19 protein-coding genes are annotated in these 24,230 nt (G+C 68.9%); 13 read left to right on the forward strand and 6 right to left on the reverse strand.

The genetic code is table 11. The annotated features are described in order from the left end of the window. Positions 1–101 precede the first annotated feature (101 nt). The 4 genes from leuS (at position 102) to AB0I34_RS20775 (ending at position 6,088) form a co-directional block, all read left to right on the forward strand. Positions 102–2,582, forward strand: a complete 2,481-nt coding sequence (gene leuS, locus AB0I34_RS20760; protein WP_360447206.1) for a leucine--tRNA ligase — start codon at positions 102–104, stop codon at positions 2,580–2,582. 48 nt (positions 2,583–2,630) lie between these two features. Continuing rightward, positions 2,631–3,050, forward strand: coding sequence for a YjbQ family protein (locus tag AB0I34_RS20765; protein WP_360447208.1), 420 nt, complete (start codon positions 2,631–2,633; stop codon positions 3,048–3,050). A gap of 100 nt (positions 3,051–3,150) precedes the next feature. Further along, on the forward strand, positions 3,151–3,357 hold the full coding sequence (locus tag AB0I34_RS20770) for a hypothetical protein (RefSeq protein WP_360447210.1): 207 nt from the start codon (positions 3,151–3,153) through the stop codon (positions 3,355–3,357). A 169-nt stretch (positions 3,358–3,526) separates the two neighbouring features. After that, positions 3,527–6,088 (forward strand): helix-turn-helix domain-containing protein, encoded by a 2,562-nt coding sequence (locus AB0I34_RS20775; protein WP_360447212.1) that lies wholly within the window; start codon positions 3,527–3,529, stop codon positions 6,086–6,088. Between the two features lie 663 nt (positions 6,089–6,751). On the opposite strand, the gene AB0I34_RS20780 is transcribed toward AB0I34_RS20775, so the two are convergent. Continuing rightward, positions 6,752–7,279 carry a pyridoxamine 5'-phosphate oxidase family protein gene (locus AB0I34_RS20780; RefSeq protein WP_360447214.1) on the reverse strand — a complete coding sequence of 176 codons (528 nt, stop codon included), beginning with the start codon at positions 7,277–7,279 and terminating at the stop codon, positions 6,752–6,754. A gap of 48 nt (positions 7,280–7,327) precedes the next feature. On the opposite strand from AB0I34_RS20780, the gene AB0I34_RS20785 reads away from it, so the two are divergent. The 3 genes from AB0I34_RS20785 to AB0I34_RS20795 all read left to right on the forward strand — a co-directional run bounded on the left by AB0I34_RS20785 (position 7,328) and on the right by AB0I34_RS20795 (position 11,648). Then, positions 7,328–8,170, forward strand: a complete 843-nt coding sequence (locus tag AB0I34_RS20785; protein WP_360447216.1) for a DegV family protein — start codon at positions 7,328–7,330, stop codon at positions 8,168–8,170. Between the two features lie 117 nt (positions 8,171–8,287). Beyond that, positions 8,288–9,208 (forward strand): helix-hairpin-helix domain-containing protein, encoded by a 921-nt coding sequence (locus AB0I34_RS20790; RefSeq protein ID WP_360447218.1) that lies wholly within the window; start codon positions 8,288–8,290, stop codon positions 9,206–9,208. Then, positions 9,195–11,648, forward strand: coding sequence for a ComEC/Rec2 family competence protein (locus tag AB0I34_RS20795; RefSeq protein WP_360447220.1), 2,454 nt, complete (start codon positions 9,195–9,197; stop codon positions 11,646–11,648). Before AB0I34_RS20790 ends, AB0I34_RS20795 begins: the two co-directional genes overlap by 14 nt. 23 nt (positions 11,649–11,671) lie before the next feature. Here the strand turns inward: AB0I34_RS20795 and AB0I34_RS20800 are convergent, their stop codons facing one another. Then, positions 11,672–12,235 (reverse strand): isochorismatase family protein, encoded by a 564-nt coding sequence (locus tag AB0I34_RS20800; protein WP_360447222.1) that lies wholly within the window; start codon positions 12,233–12,235, stop codon positions 11,672–11,674. Between the two features lie 73 nt (positions 12,236–12,308). Between AB0I34_RS20800 and holA the strand changes: the two genes are divergently transcribed. After that, positions 12,309–13,307 (forward strand): DNA polymerase III subunit delta, encoded by a 999-nt coding sequence (gene holA / locus AB0I34_RS20805; protein WP_360447224.1) that lies wholly within the window; start codon positions 12,309–12,311, stop codon positions 13,305–13,307. 176 nt (positions 13,308–13,483) lie between these two features. Here holA and rpsT read toward each other — a convergent pair whose 3' ends face one another. Then, complete coding sequence (gene rpsT, locus AB0I34_RS20810; RefSeq protein WP_360447226.1) at positions 13,484–13,744, reverse strand: 30S ribosomal protein S20; 261 nt, start codon at positions 13,742–13,744, stop codon at positions 13,484–13,486. A gap of 215 nt (positions 13,745–13,959) precedes the next feature. Then, positions 13,960–14,412, reverse strand: coding sequence for an SRPBCC family protein (locus AB0I34_RS20815; protein ID WP_360447228.1), 453 nt, complete (start codon positions 14,410–14,412; stop codon positions 13,960–13,962). Positions 14,413–14,505: 93 nt separating this feature from the next. Between AB0I34_RS20815 and AB0I34_RS20820 the strand changes: the two genes are divergently transcribed. Then, a complete protein-coding gene (locus AB0I34_RS20820) occupies positions 14,506–17,502 on the forward strand; it encodes a S8 family serine peptidase (protein ID WP_360447230.1) in 2,997 nt (998 codons plus the stop codon). A 107-nt stretch (positions 17,503–17,609) separates the two neighbouring features. Here AB0I34_RS20820 and AB0I34_RS20825 read toward each other — a convergent pair whose 3' ends face one another. Continuing rightward, entirely contained in the window at positions 17,610–18,509 is a 900-nt protein-coding gene (locus AB0I34_RS20825) for a hypothetical protein (protein WP_360447232.1), read from the reverse strand. A gap of 114 nt (positions 18,510–18,623) precedes the next feature. Between AB0I34_RS20825 and lepA the strand changes: the two genes are divergently transcribed. The 4 genes from lepA to AB0I34_RS20845 all read left to right on the forward strand — a co-directional run bounded on the left by lepA (position 18,624) and on the right by AB0I34_RS20845 (position 23,459). Continuing rightward, positions 18,624–20,510 (forward strand): translation elongation factor 4, encoded by a 1,887-nt coding sequence (gene lepA, locus AB0I34_RS20830; RefSeq protein WP_360447234.1) that lies wholly within the window; start codon positions 18,624–18,626, stop codon positions 20,508–20,510. Beyond that, positions 20,510–21,415 (forward strand): aminoglycoside phosphotransferase family protein, encoded by a 906-nt coding sequence (locus AB0I34_RS20835; RefSeq protein WP_360447236.1) that lies wholly within the window; start codon positions 20,510–20,512, stop codon positions 21,413–21,415. Before lepA ends, AB0I34_RS20835 begins: the two co-directional genes overlap by 1 nt. A 209-nt stretch (positions 21,416–21,624) precedes the next feature. Next, the gene (locus tag AB0I34_RS20840) at positions 21,625–22,251 is read left to right on the forward strand and encodes an MOSC domain-containing protein (protein ID WP_360447238.1); all 627 of its coding nucleotides are present in this window, start codon (positions 21,625–21,627) and stop codon (positions 22,249–22,251) included. After that, a complete protein-coding gene (locus AB0I34_RS20845; protein ID WP_360447240.1) occupies positions 22,248–23,459 on the forward strand; it encodes an MFS transporter in 1,212 nt (403 codons plus the stop codon). The genes AB0I34_RS20840 and AB0I34_RS20845 overlap by 4 nt, the downstream gene beginning before the upstream one ends. Here the strand turns inward: AB0I34_RS20845 and AB0I34_RS20850 are convergent. Beyond that, positions 23,444–24,181, reverse strand: a complete 738-nt coding sequence (locus AB0I34_RS20850) for a MerR family transcriptional regulator (protein WP_360447242.1) — start codon at positions 24,179–24,181, stop codon at positions 23,444–23,446. The genes AB0I34_RS20845 and AB0I34_RS20850 overlap by 16 nt on opposite strands. Positions 24,182–24,230: the final 49 nt, after the last annotated feature.

Consider the following 24,230-nt stretch of genomic DNA (forward strand, 5'->3'; position numbering starts at 1 on the left):
GGTCAGTGCGGCGTCCCCTCCTGTGTGAGGGGCTTTTTCATTTCTGGGAACGCCGTCTGGCAGATTTAGGCTCAACAACACACGAGTGCGGGAGTAGGACCGTGAGCGAGCAGGTGGAGGACGCCCCTATCGACCGGGGTGGGTACGACTTCAACGTCATGCAGGCCAAGTGGCGGCCGGTGTGGGAGAAGCTGGACCCGTTCAAGGCACGTGACGACGGCTCGGCCGAGCGGCGTTACGCGCTCACGATGTTCTCCTACCCCTCCGGCGACCTGCACATGGGCCACGCCGAGGTCTTCGCGCTGCACGACCTGCTGTCGCGGTACTGGTTCCAGCAGGGGTACGACGTACTGAACCCGATCGGCTGGGACTCCTTCGGGCTGCCTGCCGAGAACGCGGCGATCAAGCGCAACGAGCACCCGGCGACCTACACCTACGCCAATATCGAGACGCAGGCCGAGTCGATCCGGCGCTACGGCATGAGCTTCGACTGGTCGCGCCGGCTGCACACGTCCGACCCGGAGTACTACAAGTGGACGCAGTGGCTGTTCCTGCGGTTCTACGAGCGCGGGCTGGCGTACCGCAAGGCGTCGTTCGTGAACTGGTGCCCGCACGACCAGACCGTCCTGGCCAACGAGCAGGTGATCCAGGGCCGCTGTGAGCGGTGCGGGCACGAGGTCACCAAGCGCGAGCTGACCCAGTGGTACTTCAAGACCACGGAGTACGCCCAGCGGCTGCTGGACGACATGGAGCTGCTGCAGTGGCCGGAAGAGATCCTGCTGATGCAGCGCAACTGGATCGGCCGGTCCGAGGGCGCGTTCGCGGACTTCCAGGTCGAGGGCCGCGAAGAGCCGATCCGGGTCTTCACGACCCGGCCGGACACGCTGTTCGGCGCTACCTTCATGGTGGTCGCACCGGATGCGAAGCTGGCCGCCGAGCTGGTCACCCCTGACCAGCAGGCCGCCTTCGACGAGTACCTGACCGCAGTCAAGTCGACCACCGAGATCGAGCGGCTGAGCACCGAGCGGGACAAGACCGGTGTGTTCCTGGGGTCGTACGCGATCAACCCGGTGACCGGGGAGCGGATCCAGATCTGGGCCGCCGACTACGTGCTGGCCGACTACGGCACCGGCGCGATCATGGCGGTGCCCGGCCAGGACACCCGGGACTGGGAGTTCGCGGAGAAGTTCGGCCTGCCGATCGTGCGGACCGTGCAGCCGTCACCCGACTTCGACGGCAAGGCGTACACGGGCGAAGGCCCGGCGATCAACAGCGCGAACGACGAGATCAGCCTGGACGGACTGGGGGTCGACGAGGCCAAGGCCCGGATCATCGACTGGCTGGACAGCAAGGGGCTGGGCGAGCGGACGATCAACTACCGGCTGCGCGACTGGCTGCTGAGCCGGCAGCGGTTCTGGGGCGCGCCGATCCCGATCATCCACTGCCCGACGTGTGGCGAGGTGCCGGTCCCGGACGACCAGCTGCCGATGGAGCTGCCCGACCTGCGCGGTGCCGACCTGGCGCCGAAGGGCGTGTCGCCGCTGGCCGCGGACCGCGAGTGGGTCGAGGTCGACTGCCCGAAGTGCGGTGGCAAGGCCGAGCGTGACACCGACACGATGGACACCTTCGTCGACTCGTCCTGGTACTTCCTGCGCTACCTGTCGCCGGAGTACACCGACGGCCCGTACGACCCGGCCGCCGCCGAGCGGTGGATGTCGGTCTACCAGTACGTCGGTGGCAAGGAGCACGCCGTACTGCATCTGCTGTACGCGCGGTTCTTCGTCAAGGCGCTGCACGACATGGGCATGCTGACCGTCGTCGAGCCGTTCACCCGGCTGCTGAACCAGGGCCAGGTGATCAACCAGGGCAAGTCGATGAGCAAGTCGCTGGGCAACGGCGTGAACCTGGGCGACCAGATCGACCTGTACGGCGTCGACGCGGTCCGGCTGACCATGGTGTTCGCCGGTCCGCCGGCCGACGACATCGACTGGGCCGACATGTCGCCTGGAGGCTCGCTGAAGTTCCTGCAACGGGCCTGGCGGCTGGCGGGATCGGTCGAGGCGCCGCTGGGTTCGGATCCCTCGACCGGTGATGTCGAGCTGCGCCGGATCACCCACCGGACGATCGCCGACTCGGCCGAGCTGATCGACTCGATGCGGTTCAACGTGATGGTTGCCCGGATCATGGAGTTGGTGAACGCCACCCGGAAGGCGATCGACGCTGGACCGGGCGCGGCCGACCCGGCGGTCCGGGAGGCGGTCGAGACGGTGGCGGTGCTGCTGAGCCTGGTCGCGCCGTACACGGCCGAGGACATGTGGGAGACGCTGGGCTACGAGCCGACCGTCGCCAAGGCCGGCTGGCCGAAGGTCGACCCGGCGCTGCTGGTCCAGGACACGGTCACCTGCGTGGTCCAGATCGCCGGCAAGGTGCGGGACCGGCTGGAGATCGCGCCGGACATCAGCGACGCCGACCTGGAGCAGCTGGCGCTGGCCTCCGATGCGGTGCAGAAGGCGCTGGACGGCCGGGGTATCCGCAAGGTCATCGTCCGCGCGCCGAAGCTGGTCAACATCGTTCCGGCCTGATCGTTGCGGCCTGGCCCGTGTCCAAGTGGCACGGGCTAGGCTGCTCAGATGCGTTCTGAGCTGATCGATGTCACGACCGGCGGTGCGGAAGTCGTCTTCGACCTGACGAGCAGGTGTGAGCAGTACGTCAGCTCCGAGGCTCATCAGGCCCAGGGCGACGGACTGCTGCACATCTTCGTCCCGCACGCGACGGCGGGGATCGCCATCCTCGAGACCGGGGCCGGCAGCGGCACCGACCTGCTCGCGGTGCTCGAGCAACTGCTGCCGCGCGACCTCGAGTGGCGGCACCGGCACGGTACGCCGGGACACGGGCGCGACCACGTGGTGCCCGCGCTGATGCCGCCGTACGCGACGATCCCGGTGCTGGACGGGCGGATGATGCTCGGCACCTGGCAGTCGATCTGCCTGGTCGATACCAATGTCGACAATCCCCGGCGGCAGGTCCGGCTTTCCTGGCTTCCCGGTTAACGGACTACCAGGTAACTCGCCGGGAGGGATTTCGGTGACTTATCGTGATGTTGCCGATCGCGTTACGTTCGCGAAACACGGCTCCGATTGAATTGCCCGTATGGCAGCCCTTGAGACTCTGCGGGACCACTGGCATGGCCTCGGCACCGAACTCCTCATCCGCGCCACCCGCGGTATTTGTGACGGCAGCCTGACGAATGCCGATTCCGGCCGTGCGGACACCCGGGCCCGGCTCGACGACTGGGCCGGAATCCTTTCCCTCTACGCCGGCGACAATGAATCCGTTTCGGTTCGCGCAAGTGCTTGAATCACCGGGCCGGATGATTTTCTGCGCGTTCAGTAATTGCGTTCTGAAGTAAACCCGTTGCCTTGGTCAACAGTTCTGTGTGATACCGCTCACTGGACGCACCCGGCACCGACCGCTCAGTCACGCTATGTTGTGACAGGAACGTGAGGCTCTAGAGGGGTGACGGGCTTTGTCGGACACGGATGGCCGGGCTGAGGGGCGGCGGGGCTTCGCCGATGTCTTGCTCGACTTGAGAGTCCAGTCGGGCCTCTCCCAGGAGGAGCTGGCCGAGCGGGCCGGGCTCAGCGTGCGGAGCATCCGTGAGATGGAAGCCGGCCGGGTGGCGCGTCCCCGGAAGGACTCCGTCCGGCTGCTCGCCGAGGGCCTCGGGCTCGGATCCAGCGACGCGGACCGCTTCCTCGCCGCGGCCGGGCACGGCGCCGTACGACCGGTGATCTCGGTGGCCGACCCGGCACCGACCGGCCTGCGCTGGCGCGGGACGCGGCCGATCCCGGACGGCCTCGTCGGCCGTGAGCAGGAGCTGCTGGAGCTGGAAGGGCTGCTGCGGCAGAACCGGCTGGTCACGCTCGTCGGCCCTGGTGGAGTCGGCAAGACCGAGCTTGCGCTGGCTGCGGCCGACAAGTTCTCCGGTGCTGACACGACGGTGGTGGTTGTCGACCTCACGACTGTCCAGCGGGACGCCGCCGTACCGTCGGCCATCCTGGACGCGTTCGGCACGGCTCCCGGTACGTCGGACCTGGACGACGTACTGTCCGGCCGCCGGCCGGGTGACCTGGTGATCGTCGAGGACAACGCCGAGCATGTGCTCGACGGGGTCGCGACAGTGGCGAACCGGATGGTCCGCAGCTTCCCGGGGATCGGCGTGCTGGTGACGTCGCGGATCCCGCTCGGGCTGCCGGACGAGGTGGTCCGCCGGGTGCAGGTGCTCGGCGTACCGGACAACGACAGGGACTTCGCGGACATCGCGGCCAGCCCGGCGGTGGAGATGTTCTGCCGGCGGGTGGCTCGCGTGCGGTCCGACTTCGTGCTGACCGAGGAGAACGCGTCGATCGTCGCCCGGCTGTGCCGCCGGTTGGACGGGCTGCCGCTCGCACTGGAGCTGGCGGCTGCGCGGGCCGGTTCGCTGTCGGTGGAGACGATCCTGGCCGCGCTGGACGACCGGTTCCGGCTGCTCTCCGGGCCGAGGCGGTTCGGGGCGCCGCATCAGCGGACGCTGGCGGACACGATCGCCTGGAGCGTGGACGCGCTGTCCGACGCTGCGCGGCAGTTGCTCTACCGCACCTCGGTGCTCGGGTCGCCGTTCACGCTGGATGCGGTGGCCGGTGTGTGTACAGGCGATCCGATCGACGCGGCCGACGTACCGATGCTGCTCGCCGAGCTGGTGGACAAGTCGCTGCTGCAGCCGGTGCACGAGTTCGAGCAGCTGTACGGCGCCCGCTACAAGCTGCTGGAGACGATCCGCGAGCACGCGTACGCCGGTCTGTCGTCGCAGGGGGACGACCTGATCGAGTTCCGAGACCGCGCGGTGGCGTGGTGCTCGAACTACGTCTCCGGGCTCGAGGGCGCGTGGTCCTCGCCCGATCGGGACCGGCGCTACCGGGCTGCGAACGCCAACTCGGCGCTCTTCGAGGTGGCGCTGGCTCGCGCGGCCGAGCTCGGGCAGTGGGACGTGGCCGCGCGGATCGTGCTCGGGTTCCGGATCGCGTGGCAGTACCAGGCGAGTGTGGCCGAGAGCGGGATCCGTTGGGCGACGTTGTGCGCGGACAACGTCGCGGACAAGGAAGTCAGCGGCATGCTGCGCGCGATCGCCGGGCGGCTGTCGAGCCTGACCGGTGACGTCCGTGGTGCGCGCCGGCACTACGGCGAGGCCCGCACACTGATCCCCGGCGAGACCGAGATGGGCCTGGTCGCCCGCGGCGGGTGGGTGTCGTCCGGTTCGCATCTGCTCGACACCCAGAGCCTGGCTGAGATCCCGGCGCTGGTGGATGACGCGCGCAAGCACGGCGACGTGCAGCGGTCCGCGACGGTGCAGGCCATCTGCGGGCTCGCCCTGCTGCGATGGGGTCGCCTGCCCGAGGCCAAGGAGCTGCTGCTCGCCTGGGAGGCCGCACTGGTCAACCCGGGCGTGTACCCGGACGAGATCGCGTACATGGCGCTCAGCCGCGTCGAGCTGGAGCTCGGCAACCTGTCAGACGCGCGGCGCTGGGCGCTGCTCGCCCGCGGCAGCCAGGCGTCCGATGACCCCGAGCGCACCAAGGTGGCAGGCTGCCTGGCCATGGTCGAGTACCACGACGGCCAGTACGACGAGGCCCGGGCGCTGCTCGACGAGGCGGATGCCGACATCCGCGGGCACCGGGGGTACTTCGACTACCAGGTCATGCGCTACCGCAGCCGCATGGCCCGAGACGCCGGCGACGCGGAGCAGGCCCGCATCTGCATCCGCGACGCGGTCAACCGGCTGCTGGTCGAGGGGCGGGTCGTGTACCTGCTCGAGGTCCTGCCGGAGGCCGTGGCCGTGCTGCACGCCCTCGGGAAGTCCGAGGACGGCGACGCCCTGTGTGGCCAGTTGCTGGCCTGGCAGCGGTCCATGGACCCGCCGATGCTCCCGACCGCGTGGGCGGTGCTGCAGGAGTCCTGCGAGAGTGCCTCGGTGGCTCCTGGCTGGCCGGAGCCCGACCCCGCTGCAGCGGTGCTGCGGCTGGCGAACGACGTACTCGCTGCGCTTTCGTGACGCCGATCCGCTGAAGCTGCCGGGCAACTGCCGGTTCTTCTGCCTCGTCCTGACATGGCTGCCGGACCAAGAATTACAGCCGTAGGACAGGTTCCACGAAGCAGAGTCCGACACCGGCAGCGGCGGCAGGGAAGGGGTGGTGAGCCATGACGAGGCCTTGGTTCACCGCAGCACTGCCGTCGAGCTCGGGAGCGGCAACGCGGAGGGTATCCGGTGGCCGAGTGGTGGGGGCGCCGATCGGCTGCCGAGAGCTCCGGAGTGCTGCACGGTGCGGATCTGTCCTGCCTGAACCGGGTGCCGTGCGCCGTCAGGGCACCGGACCCGGGGCGGGGTCCCAGTATTGGGCCGGGCACACGACACAGGGGACGAGTGCCGGTCCGGCTGACACGGGGAAGTGGCGGGTTTGGTCACCCGCCGCGGTGGGTCGGCTGCTGGGACCTCCCGGGACCTCGACGGGCTCGCGGTCAGACCGGTACTTCGCGGAACCGGCACGGGGAGTAGCTCGCCGAGGTTTCTGAGCTCAGCTGACAACAAGGGGGAGTCAGCAGAAGAAGTTGGAACGCTGGCAACGAGGGGAGTCAGCGTGACGAACTGGGGGGTCGGTGCAGTGGGGAGCCGGCGCAACGAGGTGGAGGCCACCGGAGGGGTTGGCCTCCACCTCGCTCAGTGCTTGGGGGAGTCCGCCTGCTCGAGGACCGCCTTCTTGTCGAACGCGTAGCCGACCATCCAGGTCGGCTGGAGGCGGTAGTAGACGATGTCGTCACCCCAGCTCGACGGTGAGCTGCCGTAGTGCTTGACCAGGTGCGCCTCGATCTCCGCGAAGTCCGGGTCGTCCGGGGTCAACGTCTCCACCTGCCCGTGGCTGAACACGCCGATCCGCTCGCCGTCGACGTACGAGACGCTGGCCGCGGGCCGGACCTTGAGGTGCCGCGCCTTGGCCGCGGACCCGGAGGTCGTGAACACCCACCGCGCGTGCAGGAAGTGGCCGTCGACCGCACTGATCCGTGGCTCGCCGCGGGCGGTGACGGTGGCCAGGTTCAGCGTGCACATGCCGGTCAGAACCCGCACCAGCTCGCCGGCGTCCAGCCGGCGCGAGTCCGTGATGATGTTCTGCAGATGCTCCGTCGAGCGCTGGTACGCCGCGTCGAGGAGCTGCTGCAGCTGGGTGACTTCTGCCGCTGTCTCCTTCATCTCCGCAGTCTGGCAGACACGCACTTAACTGTCCGGTAACCTCGCTTCATGTCAGCCCGCGTGCACGTCGTCACCGACTCCACGGCTGGGCTGGCCACGCACGAGGTGCTCCGCCACCCGCTGACCGTCGTGCCACTCCAGGTCGTCATCGGCGGGACCTCGTACGACGACGGCGCCACCTCCACCGACGCGGTCGCGGAGGCACTCAAGACCTTCACCCCGGTGTCGACCAGCCGTCCGGCGCCGCAGACCTTTGCGGACACGTACGCCGCTTGTGCGAAGGACGGAGCGGAGTCGGTGGTGTCGATCCACCTCTCCGGCGATATGTCCGGCACCGTCGAGGCCGCCATGATCGGCGCCAAGGAGTCGCCCATCCCGGTCCGCGTGGTCGACTCCCGCTCGCTGGGCATGGGCCTCGGGTTCCCCGTCCTGGTCGCGGCTGCCGCAGCCGCCGCGGGGGAGGACCAGGCCGGCGTCGAGGCCGCGGCCCGCGCGCGGATGGCGTCGATCTCGGCGTACTTCTATGTCGACACCCTCGAGTACCTCCGCCGCGGCGGCCGCATCGGCGCGGCTCAAGCCCTTCTCGGTACGGCGCTCGCCGTCAAACCACTGCTGACGATCAGCGGCGGCCGGATCGTCCCGCTCGAGAAGGTCCGCACCTCCAGCCGAGCGATCGCCCGCCTCGCCGACATCGCCGTCCAGCGCGCCGGTGACACCCCGGTCCAGATCGCGGTCCACCACCTCGCCAACCTGGAAAAGGCCCAAACCCTCGCCGACGGCCTCTCCGACCGCCTCCCCGCAGCCGAAGAAATAGTCCTCCGCGAAGTAGGAGCCGTCATAGGCGCCCACGTAGGCCCCGGCCTCCTAGCCGTAGTAGTAGCCCCCCGCTAACACCCACCCTCCGCCTCCCGCCCGCCCGCGCAGCGGGCGGGCGACCTCCTTCTGTGGTTTTCCACAGCTTTCAAATTCGGGAGTTTCTAGGGCGCACGGACTCGTACTTTCTCTGGCGTGAAAGTCACACGTCGTGCTCCAGCGCCCGCCCCGGGCGCCCGTGAGCGTGCGCTGGCGCGGCTCGCCGCCAACGCACGCGAGCACGCACCCGACGAACACCTGGAGGAGCGTGATGAGGACGTGCGCGGTGGATGGATCCCCGAATCGATCCGGCCCGAACGATTACGAGACGCCCGCTGGACCCTGTCCCCACGGCATGTCGTGGTCCTGGCCGCCGTACTGGCCATCGGCCTGTCCTGGGCCGCCTGGCAAGTCTTCCGCGCCCGCCCCGAAACCCTCCCCGACGCCCGCCCACCCACGACCGTCACCTCCGGCTCACCCGTCACCCAACCTGGCGCCGCGTCCTCACCCGGCAGCGGCCAGCCAGGCGCGAACCCCTCACCCGGAGCCGTGCAGCCGTCCACCGGCGCGAGCCAGCCATCGTCGGGTATCGGCCAGCCTTCGGCCACCGGCCAGGGCTCGGGCACCGGCCAGTCGCCCGCCGGCGTGGTCGTTGTAGACGTCGCCGGCAAGGTCCGCCGCCCCGGCCTCGTCCGAGCCCCCGCCGGCTCGCGCGTAGCCGACGTACTGACCCTCGCCGGCGGCCCACTCCGGGGCGTCGACCTGACCACCCTCAACCTCGCCCGCCCAGTCACCGACGGCGAACAGATCCTCGTCGGCATCCCCACCCCACCCGGCGCCACCACCGCCCCAGGCAACACTCCAACGTCCCCGTCCGCCGCCAACTCCCCCGTCAACCTCAACACCGCCGATCTCACCCAACTGGACACCCTCCCCGGCGTAGGCCCAGTCCTGGCCCAACGCATCCTCGACTACCGCACCCAGAACGGCCCCTTCGCCACCATCGACCAACTCCAAGAAGTCCCCGGCGTAGGCCCCAAGAAGTTCGACTCCCTGAAGTCCCATGTCCGCATCTGACGAGACTCCCGAGCAGCCGGGGGAGACGCTTGATCTACGGCTGTTGGTGCCCGCGGGTGCGGGTTGGTTGGCGTCCGTCGTACTGGTCGGTGAGCGGCCACTCGCAGGTGTGGTGACGGCAGCCGTGTCACTTGCCCTCGCCTGCGCGGCCGCCACGTTCCTGCGAGGTCGGCTCAAGTCCGCGACGTCCGTCGGGAGGCGCGCGGTCTGGGCTGTCGTCGGAGTGCTCGTGGTGGTCGCAGGGATGGGAGTCGGAGCCGCCCTTCAGGTGAAGGGGTTGCAGGCCGGCCCGGTCCAGGGGTTGGCGGCGGAGGGCGCAACGGTTGGCGTCCGGTTGAAGATCGACAGTGACCCCGCCGTACGCCGGAGTCCGGGCAACCGGCGCCCGCCGTATGTGGTGGTGAAGGCAACCATCGAGGAGGTTCGAACTCGGAGTACGACGTCATCGCCCGGGAACGGGACCTCGAGCCCGCAGGCTGGTGGGGAAGTCATTACTCGGGTTCGGACTCGGGTGTTGGTGGTGGGAGCCGAGGCCTGGAGAGGAGTGCGGTTCGGGGAGCGGGTGGACGGAAGGGGGCGGTTGGAGGCAGCTGAGCGTGGTGGTGATGTTGCGGCCATGCTGTCGGTTCGCGGAGAGCCGCGGGTGGTGGAGGAGCCCGCTTGGTGGTTGCGCGCGGCCGAGCGGGTCCGGGCCGGCCTGCGGGGAGCGGTGGCGGGAGAGCCGGATGACGTGAAGGGTCTGGTCCCCGCACTCGTGATGGGTGACGAGTCCGGGCTCTCCGACGAACTCGCGGACGACTTCCGGACGACCGGTCTGACCCATCTGTCCGCGGTCTCGGGCACCAACCTGACGTTGCTGCTGGCGTTCGTCCTGCCGTTCAGCCGGCTGATCGGCGTGCGGGCGCGCGGGCTGACTGCGGTCGGCCTGATGACGGTCGTCGTGTTCATCATCCTGGCGCGCCCTCAGCCGAGCGTGTTGCGAGCAGCCGCGATGGGCCTGATCGCGCTGGCCGCGATGTCCAGCGGAGGCGGCCGGCGCCGCGCGGCACGCAGCCTCTCGGTCGCGGTCATCGTGCTCCTGCTCCTCGACACCTCGCTCGCGCGATCGGCCGGGTTCGCGCTGTCCGTGCTGGCAACCGCAGGCATCGTGCTGCTCGGTCCAAGCTGGCGGGACGCGCTCTCCCGATGGCTTCCGACCTGGCTCGCCGAGGCGATCTCGTGCCCGCTCGCCGCCCAACTCGCGTGTACGCCGATCGTCGCCTGGCTCTCCGGCCAGGTCTCACTCGTCGCTGTCGCTGCGAACCTGCTCGCCGGTCCCGCAGTCGGCCCGGCAACCATCCTCGGCTTCGCAGCCGCCGGCGTCGCACTCGTGAGCACACAGGTAGCCCAGCTCGTCGGCTGGGCCGCCGGCTGGCCGGCCCGCTGGATCATCCTGATAGCTCGAGAAGGCGCAGACCTCCCTGGCGCATCCAATCCCTGGCCGGCCACGATGATCGGCGTCGCCGTGCTCACGGTGCTCTGCCTGGCCACCGTCATCGGCCTGCATCGCATCCTGGCCCGCCCGATCGCGACACTCCTCGCGCTCGTCCTGTTGGCAGTCGTCGTACTGCGTCCGGTGGGTTCGATCGGCTGGCCACCAGGCGACTGGCTGCTGGTGATGTGCGATGTCGGACAAGGTGACGGCTTGGCGCTACGAGCAGGTGAGAACTCGGCGGTGGTGGTCGATACCGGCCCGGATCCGGCCGCGATGGATCGATGCCTGCGGGATCTCGGTGTCGAGTACATCCCGGTGCTGGTGCTCACGCACTTTCACGCGGATCATGCCGGCGGGCTGGCCGGCGTACTGAAGGACCGGCGCGTGGGCGAGATCGAGGTGACGCCGTACTTCTCGCCGCGCGCGGAGTACGACCGCGTCGTCGACCTCGCGGCGCAGCACGGCATCAGCCTGCGGACGGTCACGTATCACGAGACGCGCGTCGTCGGCGCCCTCAGTTGGACCACGCTCTGGCCGGCCCGCGTGCCGGCACTTCCGCCACCGGGTACGTCGTCCGCGACCTCCAGCGACGAGGGTTCACCGGAGAACAATGCCAGCATCGCGATGATGGTCGAGGCGTCCGGCCTCCGGATCCTCCTCACCGGCGACCTGGAACCCGAATCCCAGCGAGCCATCCTCGCCTCCGGCGCCGACCTCCGAGCCGACGTCCTCAAGGTTCCGCATCACGGCTCGGCCCAGCAGGACCCGGCCTTCATCGCCGCCACCGGCGCCCGCCTCGCCCTGATCTCGGTCGGCCGCGACAACGACTACGGCCACCCGGCACCCAGGACCCTGTCGCTCCTGGCCCACCAATCCACCCGAACCGCCACCACCAGCACGAACGGCCCCCTGACCGTCACCAACCCCGCCAACCACCTGACCCTCACCACCGCCCACGACCCATGAGCACGAGCCAGGCGCCAGGAGCGTCAGGAGAACGTGACGGCCGCGGCTGGGACTGTGCTTTCCGGTTCGTCGCCGAGGGACCACGCGGCTACTCGGGAGACCACCTGGGCCGGGACTTCGTCGCTGATGCCAGTGACAGCGGGGATGTCGTAGGTGCCGTGCGCGTCGTACGGGAGGACGACGCGGTAGCCGCGGGCCAGGGCAGTTCGCGCGGTGGCCTGTACGCACATCTCGGACATCACGCCGCAGATCGCGATCGACCTCACGCCCGCCGCGATCAGGAGCTGACCGAGCGGTGTCGCGTCGAAGCCGTCGTCCCGGGGCTTGCGAATCACCTGCTCACGCGGCCCCGGCTTCACCGGCAGGTACAACTCCCAGCCCCGCGTCCCCGGCTCGTCGGCCGCGCCGGGCGCACCGTCGTTCTGCAGGTGCACAACGACCGCCCCGGCCTCCCGCGCACGGTCGAGCAGTTCGGTCGTCCGGTCCAGTAGACGATCGGCTCCGGGTACGGCGTTCTCGCCGGAGACGAAGGCCGATTGCAGGTCCACCAGGATCAGGGCGTCGACAGGGGCAACGGGGTCGGTCATGCCGCCATCCTTGCCGGTTGGTGCAAGCGACCTCCAGCGAGTTTCTGTCGACGCGACATGGGATGCTGGCCGGGTGGCTGCTCGTAGGGGTTCCGCGCCCAAGCTGGGCGACGTACTGCTGGTGACCGGTGCCGAGGCGTTCCTCGCGGACCGGGCCGTCAAGTCGGCGATCGCCGCGGTGTCCAAGGAGGCGGCGTCCAAAGGCGAGGCCGACATCGAGGTGACGGACGTCGACGCGACCGGGCTGGACGTAGGGGTGTTCGCGGAGCTGACCGGGCCTTCGCTGTTCGCGAGCGAGCGCGTCCTGGTCATGCGAGCGCTGGAGAACCTGCCGTCCGACATGGTCCCGCACCTGCTGGAGTACGCCGGGAGCCCGTCGGACGACGTGCTGGTCGTGCTGGTGCACTCGGGTGGTCAGAAGGGCAAAGGCGTCCTCGACAAGTTGCGCAAGGCATCGGTCAGCGAGGTCGTGGCGACCGCGCCGAAGGCGTGGGAGTTGCCGCAGTTCGTGGCCGGGGAGATCCGGCTGCTCGGCGGCAGCGTGGACGAGCGGGCGTCCTCGGCGCTGGTCGACGCGGTCGGTCATGATCTGCGCGCGCTGGCGGGGGCGTGTTCCCAGTTGGTGTCGGACTCGGGCGGGCAGGCGGTCACGGCCGAGCTGATCGGGCAGTACTTCGGTGGTCGTGCTGAGGTGACGAGCTTCGCGGTCGCGGATGCGGCGATCGCGGGCCGGACCGAGCCGGCTCTGGAGCAGTTGCGGTGGGCGCTGGACTGTGGCGTCGCGCCGGTGCTGGTGACGAGCGCGATGGCGGGCGGTCTGCGCGGGTTGGCGAAGTTCTCGAGTGCCCCGGGCGGGCTTCGCGAGGCGGACCTGGCCCGGGAGGTCGGCGTACCGCCGTGGAAGCTGAAGCAGTTGAAGCAGCAGGTCCGCGGGTGGACCCCGGGCGGGCTGGCGACCGCGATCAAGGCGGTGGCCCAGGCCGACGCCGACGTGAAGGGTGCCTCAGGCGACGCCGGCTACGCCCTCGAGCGGATGGTCATCACCGTCAGCCGCTCCCACGGCCGCCGGTGACCGCGGCCGCTCGGCCGCGCACGCCGGGCGCCTCCGAGCACGCAAGCCGAGACTGCCGGGCGCGCGACCCGAGTCCGAGCACGCAAGCCGAGGAGTGCCGGGCGCGCGAGCGTAGAGGTTCGGGCACGCAAAACGATCGGCCGGTCTCAGGACGGGCCGATCGTTGGCGGGCTGCCTCAGAGAGAGGCGGCCTTCTTGAAGATGGCCGACTTGCGGTTGGCGGCCTGGTTGGCGTGGATGACGCCCTTGCTGACGGCCTTGTCGAGCAGGCGGCCGGCCACGCGGGCGTGCTCCTGCGCCTTCGCGGAGTCGCCGGTCTCGGCGGCCTCGCGGAAGCGGCGCACAGCCGTCTTGAGGGTCGACTTCACCGACTTGTTGCGAAGTCGCGCAGCCTCGTTCTGGCGGTTGCGCTTGATCTGGGACTTGATGTTCGCCACGTGAGCAGAGCCTCGATCAGGAGTATGCGGTCATTAACAGGAAGGTGTCGCGCGCACGGCTGAACACCACCCGTGGGTGCGCGAAGAGCCAGATTACCAACAAGCCACCGTCAGCTCCAAACCCAGCCACCCCGGCGGCGACCTACGCGGCGACGGAAGCGGCGACGGAAGCGGCGACGGAAGCGGCGACGTGAGCGGCGACGTGAGCGGCGACGTCAGTCCACCTCTGCCGCGGCTTTGAGCCGCTCGAGGGTCACCCGGATCCCGCGCCGGTTGAGCCGCGTCCGATCCCCGAACACACGCTGAAACACCGTCCGCATCACCACCGGCCGACGGTCCGTCCACGACTCGGTCACCTCACACCCGTCGGCGGTCGCCGCGAACTCATAGGCCCACAGCGAGATCGGCACCGGCCCGAAGTGAATCCAGAACGCGAACCGCCGCCCCGGCTCAGCCTCCACCACACGCCCTTGCGTGAACCACCGCAGCGCACCCACCCGGTTGTGCCCGACAAACCGTGCCCCCACCACCGGCCCCGCCGTACCCGAGGCCCAACTCACCCGAGTGCACTCCGGACTCCACTCACCCATCCGAGGCAGATCACTGACCAGCCCATAAAGCCGCTCCGCCGACGCCCCCACCGCAATGGATTCCGCCAAGTCCGCCATCAGTCTCCTCCGCCGCCACGCATTCTGCCCGAGCGTGACATAGCGACTACCGGACGGCATACTCGGGCGCTCCGTCGCTCCCGGAGGAGATTTGTGTTTCGTCGTACGCCGATCGTCGTGGTCACTGCGCTTGTTGCGTCGCTGGCTGGTGTTCCGCTCATCGCCCGTGCGGCCAACGCATTGCAGAGTGGTGAGACACCGGCGGCGGCTGATCCACTGGTCAAGCGATCCGACACCGGCTCGTACATCGTCCAGCTCGATGACGCACCGGTGGCCGAGTACGGCGGTGACATCGCCGGACTGCCTGCCACACGCGTGCTGCCGGGCGGGAAGTTGGTGAAGACGGCCAGCCAGGTCGTCAGGTACGTCAAGCACCTGGCCGAGGAGCGCCAAACGCTTCTGGAGACGGTCCCCGGCGTGAGGAAGCTGTACGACTACAGCTACACGTACTCCGGTTTCTCCGCGCAGATGTCGTACGACGAAGCCGTCAAGCTGGCCAGGTCGTCCGGAGTGAAGAGCGTCGAGCCGAACGAGCTCCAACGGCAGGACACCGTGGACACCCCACGCTTCCTGGGGATGTCCGGCGAGGGTGGAGCTTGGCAGCAGGCCGGTGGGGTCGACCGGGCCGGCGACGGCGTGATCATCGGCGTCATCGACTCGGGCTTCGTCCCCGAGCGGGAGAGCTTCGCGCCGATGAAGACCAGCAAGCGGTCGGACGCGATCGTCGCGAAGAAGTGGAAGGGCACCTGCCAGGCCGGTGAGGAGGCGCCCGTCACCTGCAACAACAAGGTGATCGGCGCCCGGTACTTCGACAAAGGCATCGGCAGCCGCCCGATCGCGGAGGAGTTCAAGTCGCCGCGGGACTACGGCGGTCACGGCACCCACACGGCCAGTACGGCGGGCGGCAACCACGGCGTCGAGATGAGCGTCATGGGCCGGGACTACGGCAAGGGTTCCGGCATCGCCCCGCACGCGCGGTTGGCGATCTACAAGGTGCTGTGGGCAGTCGACCAGAGTGGTGGCGGCACCGGCACCGACGCGGACATCGTCGCCGGTATCGACACAGCGGTCGCGGACGGTGTGGACGTGATCAACTACTCGGTCTCCGGCTCCGGCTCGACGTACGTGAACGCCACCGGCCTGGCGTTCCTGCGGGCCGCGAAGGCGGGCGTGTTCGTGGCCACGAGCGCCGGCAACACCGGTCCGGGCGTCGGCACCGTCGGCAAGAACTACCCCTGGGTGACGACGGTTGCCAACGGCACCCATGACCGCGACATCCAGACCACTGTCACCCTCGGCGACGGCAAGACGTACACCGGCGCGGGCATCGGCGCCGGCACACCACAAGCACCCGTGACGCTTGCCAAGGACGCCGGACTCGCCGGAGCTGACCCGGCGACCCTCGCGCGCTGCCAGCCGGGCACGCTCGACCCCGCCAAGGCCAAAGGCAAGATCGTCGTCTGCGACCGCGGCGTCAGCGATCGCGTGGACAAGAGCAAGCAGGTCAAGGCCGCCGGCGGCGTCGGCATGATCCTGCTCAACATCACCCCGGGCACGCTGGACGCTGACCTGCACACGGTGCCGACCGTGCACCTCGACGACAAGGTCGCGCCCGCGGTCAAGGCGTACGTCGGCGGTACAGCGAACCCGACCGCCACGATCGGCCCCGGTACGCCGGTCCGCGTGACCGCACCGAAGGTCGCGACCTCGTCCAGCCGCGGGCCGTCCCCGGCCGGCAACGGTGACCTGCTCAAGCCGGACATCATGGCGCCGGGCACCAATGTGCTCGCCGCGACGACCGCCTTCAGCGCGGCCGGTGGCGAGTACGCGTTCATGAGCGGTACGTCGATGGCGTCGCCGCACATCGCCGGTGCCGCGGCGGTGCTGAAGGGCCGGCACCCGGACTGGTCGCCGATGGCGATCAAGTCGGCGCTGCTGACCACCGGCACCGATCAGGACACCAGCGGCAAACCGATCCGCAACGAGTCGGGCTCAGAGGCCAACCCGTTCGGGTACGGCGCCGGCCTCGTGCAGCCGAAGAAGGCGATGGACCCTGGCCTGGTCTACGACTCGTCGTACGCCGACTGGGCCAAGTTCGTCTGCGGCTCCGGCCAGGTGCCGGCGACGCACGAGCTGTGTGCGGGCGGCAAGATCGATCCGAGCGACCTGAACTACCCGACGATCGCGGTCGGAGACCTGGCCGGCAAGCAGACCGTGACCCGCACCGTGACGAACGTCGGCCAACTCCCTGAGATCTACTCCCCGAAGGTCGAAGGTCTGGCCAAGGTCAAGGTGACCGTGACACCGCGCATCCTGATCACGCTGCCCGGCCACACGGCGACGTACAAGGTCACCTTCGAAAACACGGGTGCGCCGCTCGAGCAGTACTCGTTCGGCAAGCTGACCTGGAAGTCGAACCAGCATGCGGTGACCAGCACGCTGGCGATCAAGCCGCTCACGGTCAAGGCACCAACGCAGGTCACGGGGACCGGGACCGCAGGGTCCGTGCAGGTGCCCATCACCGCCGGGTACTCCGGCACACTCAACACGACCGCGGCCGGCCTGACGGCAGCGACCACCGCCGAGGCCGACCTGAAGAACCCGGGCGGGGTGTCGTTCCCGACCGCGAACCCGCAGGTCAACGACCACGTCGCCAAGTTCACCGTGAGCGTCCAGGCCGGTGTGAAGTACGCCCGGTTCTCCACGTTCGACGCGGACTACCCAGCCGGCACGGACCTGGATGTCTTCGTCTACAAGGCCGGTACGGCGACGCTGCTCGGCAGCAGCACCGGCGGCTCGGCCGAGGAACAGGTCGACCTCGCACAGCCCGCCGGTGGACCAGTGGACGTATACGTCGACCTGTTCGCCGGAGCCGACCAGCAGCAGGTGAAGCTCAACCACTGGGAGCTCCAGAAGTCCGAGGACAACCTGACCGTCACCCCAGCCACTCAGCAGGTCCAGGTAGCCGGCCAGACCACGGTCACAGCCTCCTGGACCGGTCTGACCGCCGGCATGCGGTACCTCGGCCAGCTGCACTACTCCGACGGCGCCGACGGCTCCGGATCGACCCTCGTCCGGGTCGACAGCTGACATCGGCTCAGCACGTTGTCACATGCTGAGCCGATGTCCAGGAATCAGGGCTGTACTGCGGCGATGACCTCGTCGTGCTCGGCGGTCACGAGCGGCTGCACTCCGGTTCAGGACAGCCGCTCCCGCACCCAGTCCAGGTGGATCAGGGCGTGTTTGCGCTGCCAGGACCGGATGGTTGGTAGGCCGGGTGGGGCCGGCTGGGCCGCGCCCCACCACAGCCCGCCGGCGATGGCGGCCAGGAACCCAGTGATCCCCACGTCGTCGGGCAGCTCAGGCAACTGGACCGACTCACGCATGTCCGCGTGCAGGATGACCTCGTCGGTCCAGGGCGGCGCCAACGCTGCGTGCGCCCAGTCGATGAAGACCACCCGGTCGTCGGTGAGGATGATGTTGTCGGCCCGCAGGTCCCAGTGCGCCAGCGCTTTGCCCTCCGCCAGAGCCCGCAGCCCGATCCGCGACAGCTCTGCCAGCTCTTCCTCGCGTCCGCCCACCCAGTCGGGTACGTCGAGCCCGTCCGAGATGACGCTGTCCCACCGGCTCAGGAACTCCTCACTCCGTACGGCGGCGACCGGCGCCGCCAGCCACGGCGAAGGGTCGAGCGCTGCGGTCAGCTCGGCGAGAGCGTCCAGGACACGGTCGGCCTCGTGCTGGTCCCACGGGTGGGACGGCAACCAGCCCTCGATGTCCTCCAGGAGCAGCCCGACCCAGTCGCCGTCGTCGTACACGTCGTACAGCGCCGGGGCCGTCGGCAACGGGCCGACGCCCTGGATCGCGGCGATCTCGTTGCGGAACAGCGTCGGGGTCTTCGGGTTGAGCGACGTACCGACGGTCTTGACGAAGGCGCGGCGGCCGGATGCGGTCACCAGGCGGGCGGCGACGCCGGGGGAGAACCCGCCCTGCTGGGTCGTGGCGGAGACCACCGCCGACCCGAGCGCGCGTTCGACCCACGCCCGCACATCTGCGGGCACCTCCTCGAAGGGCAACCGGACCCCAGCTGCGTGCGCCATGCCCACAAACGGTAGGTCGCCAGGCCCCGGACCGCTCGCGATTTTCGAATCCGCTGGCCCTGCATGGGATGATTGACCGATTGTCCGTCACCCGAGCTGAACTGGACCCCCTCCGTGCCCGCTGGCCCCACGACCGTGCCTCAGCCAGGTCGTACCGACCCGTCGCTGATCCGGAACTTCTGCATCATCGCCCACATCGACCACGGCAAGTCGACGCTGGCCGACCGGATGCTGCAGATCACCGGGGTGGTCGACGACCGCTCGATGCGGGCGCAGTACCTGGACCGGATGGACATCGAGCGCGAACGCGGCATCACGATCAAGTCGCAGGCGGTCCGGCTGCCGTTCGCGCCTGGACCGGACACCCCGGGCGGTCTGCTCGCCCCGGACGGTACGACGTACATCCTGAACATGATCGACACCCCCGGGCACGTCGACTTCACCTACGAGGTGTCGCGGTCGCTGGAGGCGTGTGAGGGCGCGGTGCTGCTGGTCGACGCCGCGCAGGGCATCGAGGCGCAGACGCTGGCGAACCTGTACCTCGCGCTGAACGCGGACCTTCACATCATCCCGGTGCTGAACAAGATCGACCTGCCCAGCGCACAGCCGGAGAAGTACGCGGCCGAGCTGGCCCACATCATCGGCTGCGACCCGTCCGACGTCCTGAAGGTGTCGGCGAAGACCGGCGAGGGCGTCGAGGACCTGCTCAGCGAGATCGTCGCGCAGGTCGAGCCGCCGAAGGGCGTCAAGGACGCGCCGCCGCGGGCCCTGATCTTCGACTCGGTCTACGACACCTACCGCGGCGTGGTCACCTACGTCCGGGTGGTCGACGGCGAGCTGACCCACCGCGACCGGATCAAGATGATGTCGACCGGCGCGGTGCACGAGATGCTCGAGGTCGGGGTGATCTCGCCGGAGCCGATGAAGACGCCGAGTATCGGTGTGGGTGAGGTCGGTTACCTGATCACCGGCGTGAAGGACGTCCGCCAGTCCCGGGTCGGTGACACCGTCACCGCGGCCGTGCACGGTGCGACGGAAGCACTCGGCGGATACAAGCATCCGCAGCCGATGGTGTACTCCGGGCTGTTCCCGATCGACGGCGACGACTACCCGACGCTGCGGGACGCGCTGGAGCGGCTGCAGCTGAACGACGCGGCCCTGCAGTACGAGCCGGAGACTTCGGGCGCGCTCGGGTTCGGGTTCCGCTGCGGCTTCCTCGGGCTGCTGCACATGGAGATCGTCCGTGAGCGGCTCGAGCGTGAGTTCGACCTCGACCTGATCTCGACCGCGCCGAACGTCGTCTACCGGGTCGAGATGGAGGACGGCAAGGAGCATGTCGTCACCAACCCGAGCGAGTTCCCGGAAGGCAAGATCGCCGAGATCTACGAGCCGGTGGTGAAGGCGACCATCCTCAGCCCCAAGGACTTCATCGGCGTGATCATGGAGCTGTGCCAGACCAAGCGGGGCAACCTGCAGGGCATGGACTACCTGTCCGAGGACCGGGTCGAGCTCCGCTACACGCTGCCGCTGGCCGAGATCGTCTTCGACTTCTTCGACCAGCTGAAGTCGAAGACCAAGGGCTACGCGTCGCTCGACTACGAGCCGACCGGTGAGCAGGCCGCCGCATTGGTCAAGGTGGACATCCTGCTGCAGGGCGAGACAGTCGATGCGTTCTCGGCGATCGTGCACCGCGACAACGCGTACTCCTACGGCGTGGCGCTGGCCGGCAAGCTGAAGGAACTGATCCCCAGGCAGCAGTTCGAGGTGCCGATCCAGGCGGCGATCGGGTCCCGCATCATCGCCCGCGAGTCGATCCGCGCGATGCGCAAGGACGTGCTGGCCAAGTGCTACGGCGGTGACATCACCCGTAAGCGCAAGCTGCTGGAGAAGCAGAAGGAAGGCAAGAAGCGGATGAAGATGGTCGGCCGGGTCGAGGTACCGCAGGAGGCCTTCATCGCCGCTCTGCGTACCACCGACACCGGGGAGAAGGCCAAGAAGTAGTGCCGGTCGAGATCCCCGCCGGGTTGCTGGTCGTCGCGTCGCGAGGTCAGGACTGGGCGGACTGGCTCGATCGTCTGCCCCGGCTGACCCGCGAACTGCTCGACGAGTGGCAGTTGCGCGTCGACGGTACGCCGGCGTACGGGAACTGTGCTCTGGTCGTCCCGGTGACGACGGCGGACGGGCAGCGCGCCGTACTGAAGGTGCAGTTCCCGCACTGGGAGGCGGAGACCGAGCATCTCGCGCTGCGGGCGTGGGCCGGGAACGGCGTGGTCCAGTTGCTGCGGGCCGATCCGCGGCGGTTCGCGTTGCTGCTCGAGCGGCTGGAACCGCGGGACCTGACCACGATCGATGCCCTCGACGCCTGCGAGATCGTTGGCAGCACCTACAAGCGGTTGCATGTCCCGGCCGGACCGCAGTTCCGGACGTTGTCGGGTGAGTTGAAGCGGTGGCTCGAGCGGTTCCGGCAGTTGCCGGCCTCGGCGCCGGTGCCGCATCGGTACGTCGAGCAGGCGATCGCGCTGTCTGAGGACTTCGTCGCCGACCCGGACACCGACGGCCGGCTGATCCACACCGATCTGCACTACGAGAATATGCTGGCAGCAGAACGCGAGCCGTGGCTGGTGATCGACCCGAAGCCGCTGTCCGGCGACCCGCACTTCGAGGTCGCGCCGCTGATCTGGAACCGCTGGGACGAGATCGTTGCCTCCGGCGACCTTCGGTTCGCGGTCAAACAGCGTTTCTACACGGCGATCGACGCTGCCGGCCTGGACGAGGAGCGCGCCCGCGATTGGGTGATCGTCCGGCAGATGCTCAACGTCCTGTGGACGCTGGAGGATGCCGACGAGTCCCTGCCTCAGGACTGGCTCACCCGCAACATCGCGATCGTGAAAGCCATCCAGGCCTAGGGCGTGTCTCCCAATCCCACGCCTACTGCGCGGCACTCGGCGGGCACCTCGCTGAGCTGGAGCGAAGGGCACGATGGAACCACATCGAACCCTCCGCTCCAGCTCACCGAGGCACTCCGCCGAGCACCTGCTCGCTACGGCGTGGAATTGGGAGACACGCCCTAGAAATTCGGTGGAGACCGCACGCCGGGCGAGGGAGTATGCCCGGTATGCGGGTGCTGACGGTCAACGTTGTGGAGAAACTGATTCCGGGTCCGAAGGAGACCGGACTCACCGCCATCGACAAACGACCGCAGGCGGGCCGCGTACAGGTCGGCAAGCTCGGGCTGACCGGTGACAGGGTGTGCGACACCAAGAACCACGGCGGCCCGGACCTGGCGATCTACGCGTACGCCGACGAGGACGCGAACTGGTGGTCCGCGCAACTGGGCCGGGAGATCCCGACCGGTCTGTTCGGTGAGAACCTGCGCACCGAGGGCCTCGACATCACCGGCGCGTTGCTGGGCGAGACCTGGCGGATCGGTGCCGAGGTCGAGGTGATGGTCCGCGCGCCGCGGATCCCGTGCATCACGTTCCAGCACAGGATGCAGGAGCCGCACTGGGTCAGGCGATTCCATCAGGCCGGCCGTCCGGGCGCCTATCTGAAGGTACTGCGGACCGGATCGATCGGTGCCGGTGATCCGGTCGAGGTGCTGAGCCGGCCGGAGCATGAGGTCACCATCGGCGTCATGTTCGGCCGGCAGGAACCGGAGAAGATGCAGCGGATGCTGGACTCCGGCGTCGATCTGATGGATGAGCTCCGTGAGACCGCGCAGCGCGTCGCGGCGCGCGCATGAGCGGCCTGCTGCCCGCACCTGGACCGCTTCGCCCGCTCGCACTGGCCACCCTGCTCAGCCGGGTCGGCAACGGGCTGCTGATGACGGTCAGCGTGCTGTACTTCACCCGGATCGTCGGATTGTCCATCGCGCAGGTCGGACTCGGGCTCACCGTCGCCGGCCTGTTCGGTCTGCTGTCAGCGGTGCCGATGGGGCATCTGGCCGATCGCCGGGGTCCGCGCACTCTGTTCGTCGTCCTGAGCCTGATGCTCTGCGGGGTGTCGCTGCTCTACCTGCTGGTGGACACCTTCTGGCAGTTCCTGATCGTGTCGATCGTGCTGACTGCCTTCGACCGGGGAGCGGGGGCCGTCCGGGGCGCGCTGATCGCCGCGATCACGCAAGGCGCAGGCCGGGTTGCCGCCCGTGCCTACCTGCGGGCGGTGACCAACATCGGCATCATGGCCGGCGCCGGAATCGGTGCGTTCGCCCTGCACTTCGACACAGGTACGGCGTACCGCCTGATGTTCGTGCTCGACGCGATGCTCAGTGCGATCGCGGCGTTCGTCGTACTGGCGGTCCCTGCTGTGCCACCGGTTGAACGAAGCGACGACGGACCGGTCTGGGTCGCCCTGCGCGATCGTGGGTATCTGGCGGTGGCCGCGCTGAACGCCGCGATGTCGATCCACTACGCCATCTTCGACGTCGCGATCCCGCTCTGGGTGGTCGATCACACCGAGGCGCCGCGCTGGATGGTCGCCGTGACGCTCATCATCAACACCGTGGTGGTCGCGCTCTTCCAGGTCCGGTCCTCGCGCGGGATCTCGGATCTGACCACGGCCGCGCGGGCCACCCGGACCGCCGGACTGTTGCTCCTGGCATCGATGATCCTGTTCGCCGGCGCCTCCTGGGGGAACGCCGCGGTCGCGGTCGGCCTGCTCGCCCTCGGTGCTCTGGTCCAGGTGGCCGGCGAGCTCCTGCAGTCCTCCGGCTCGTTCCTGCTCGGCTTCGAACTCGCCGCCGAGCACGCCCAAGGCCAGTACCAAGGCGTCTGGAACACCAGCATGTCCATCAGCACCATGGTCGCCCCAACCGTCCTGGCCCTGCTCCCACTCGGCCTCGGAGTCCCCGGCTGGATCATCCTGGGCGTCTGGTTCGCCGTGGCCGGCGTCCTCTTCGTCCCCGTCGTCAGGTGGGCCGGCGCACGGCGTACGGCTCAGTTGGTCATGTAGCGGTGGATCGTGGCGGTTGCTTCGATGCAGCGCCACGTTCGGTCCTCGAGGATGTCGAGGCGCTCGTGCAGAGCACGTCTGACCTGGTCGGGGCGGCCCTGTGAGAGCTCGTCCAGGACGTCTCGAATCACGTCGAACCGCTGCCCGACGTCCCGCAGCAGCGCAACGACTGTCAACCGTCTCAACTGCTCCGGGCTGTAGATCCGGTACGCCGTGGACGCCTCGCGCTCCGGTTGCAGGAGCCCTTGCTGCTCCCAGAACCGCACCGCCGACGGCCTGACGCCGGCTATCGCGGCAGCTTCCGTGATCCGGAGGCGGCGGGTCCGCAGATGCGAGGTGGTCGGGCGAAGGGCTGACTCGATCGCGTCGAGTGCGGCCTGTGTACGGACGCGCTGATGGTCCAGGGCGGCGTGGGCGGCGTTGACCAGGTCGAGCACTGCCGTTCGGTCGCTCGCGTGGATCGCGCGCATGACGTCGAGGGCAGGCTGCCAGCCGTAGCCGGCGATCACGATGCGAGCGACCCGCAAGGCCTCGACGTGCTCGTCGGTGTAGCGGCGGTATCCGTTCGGTCCGCGCTCGGCCGGTGGCAGGAAGCCGACCTTCTCGTAGGTGCGGATCTGCGTGACCGATAGGCCGGCCACCCGTGCCAGGTCGATCGGGCGCAGGTACTGCTTCGAGTGCAGATGAAGGCTTTTCGCCTCCTCAGCGCCTGGGTGACGCACCTCGATCCCACCAAACCCTTCATCTTGCATCAGCTTTCTAGGTTGAGCC

The organism is Kribbella sp. NPDC050281, from assembly GCF_040655855.1.
Lineage (GTDB): Bacteria > Actinomycetota > Actinomycetes > Propionibacteriales > Kribbellaceae > Kribbella.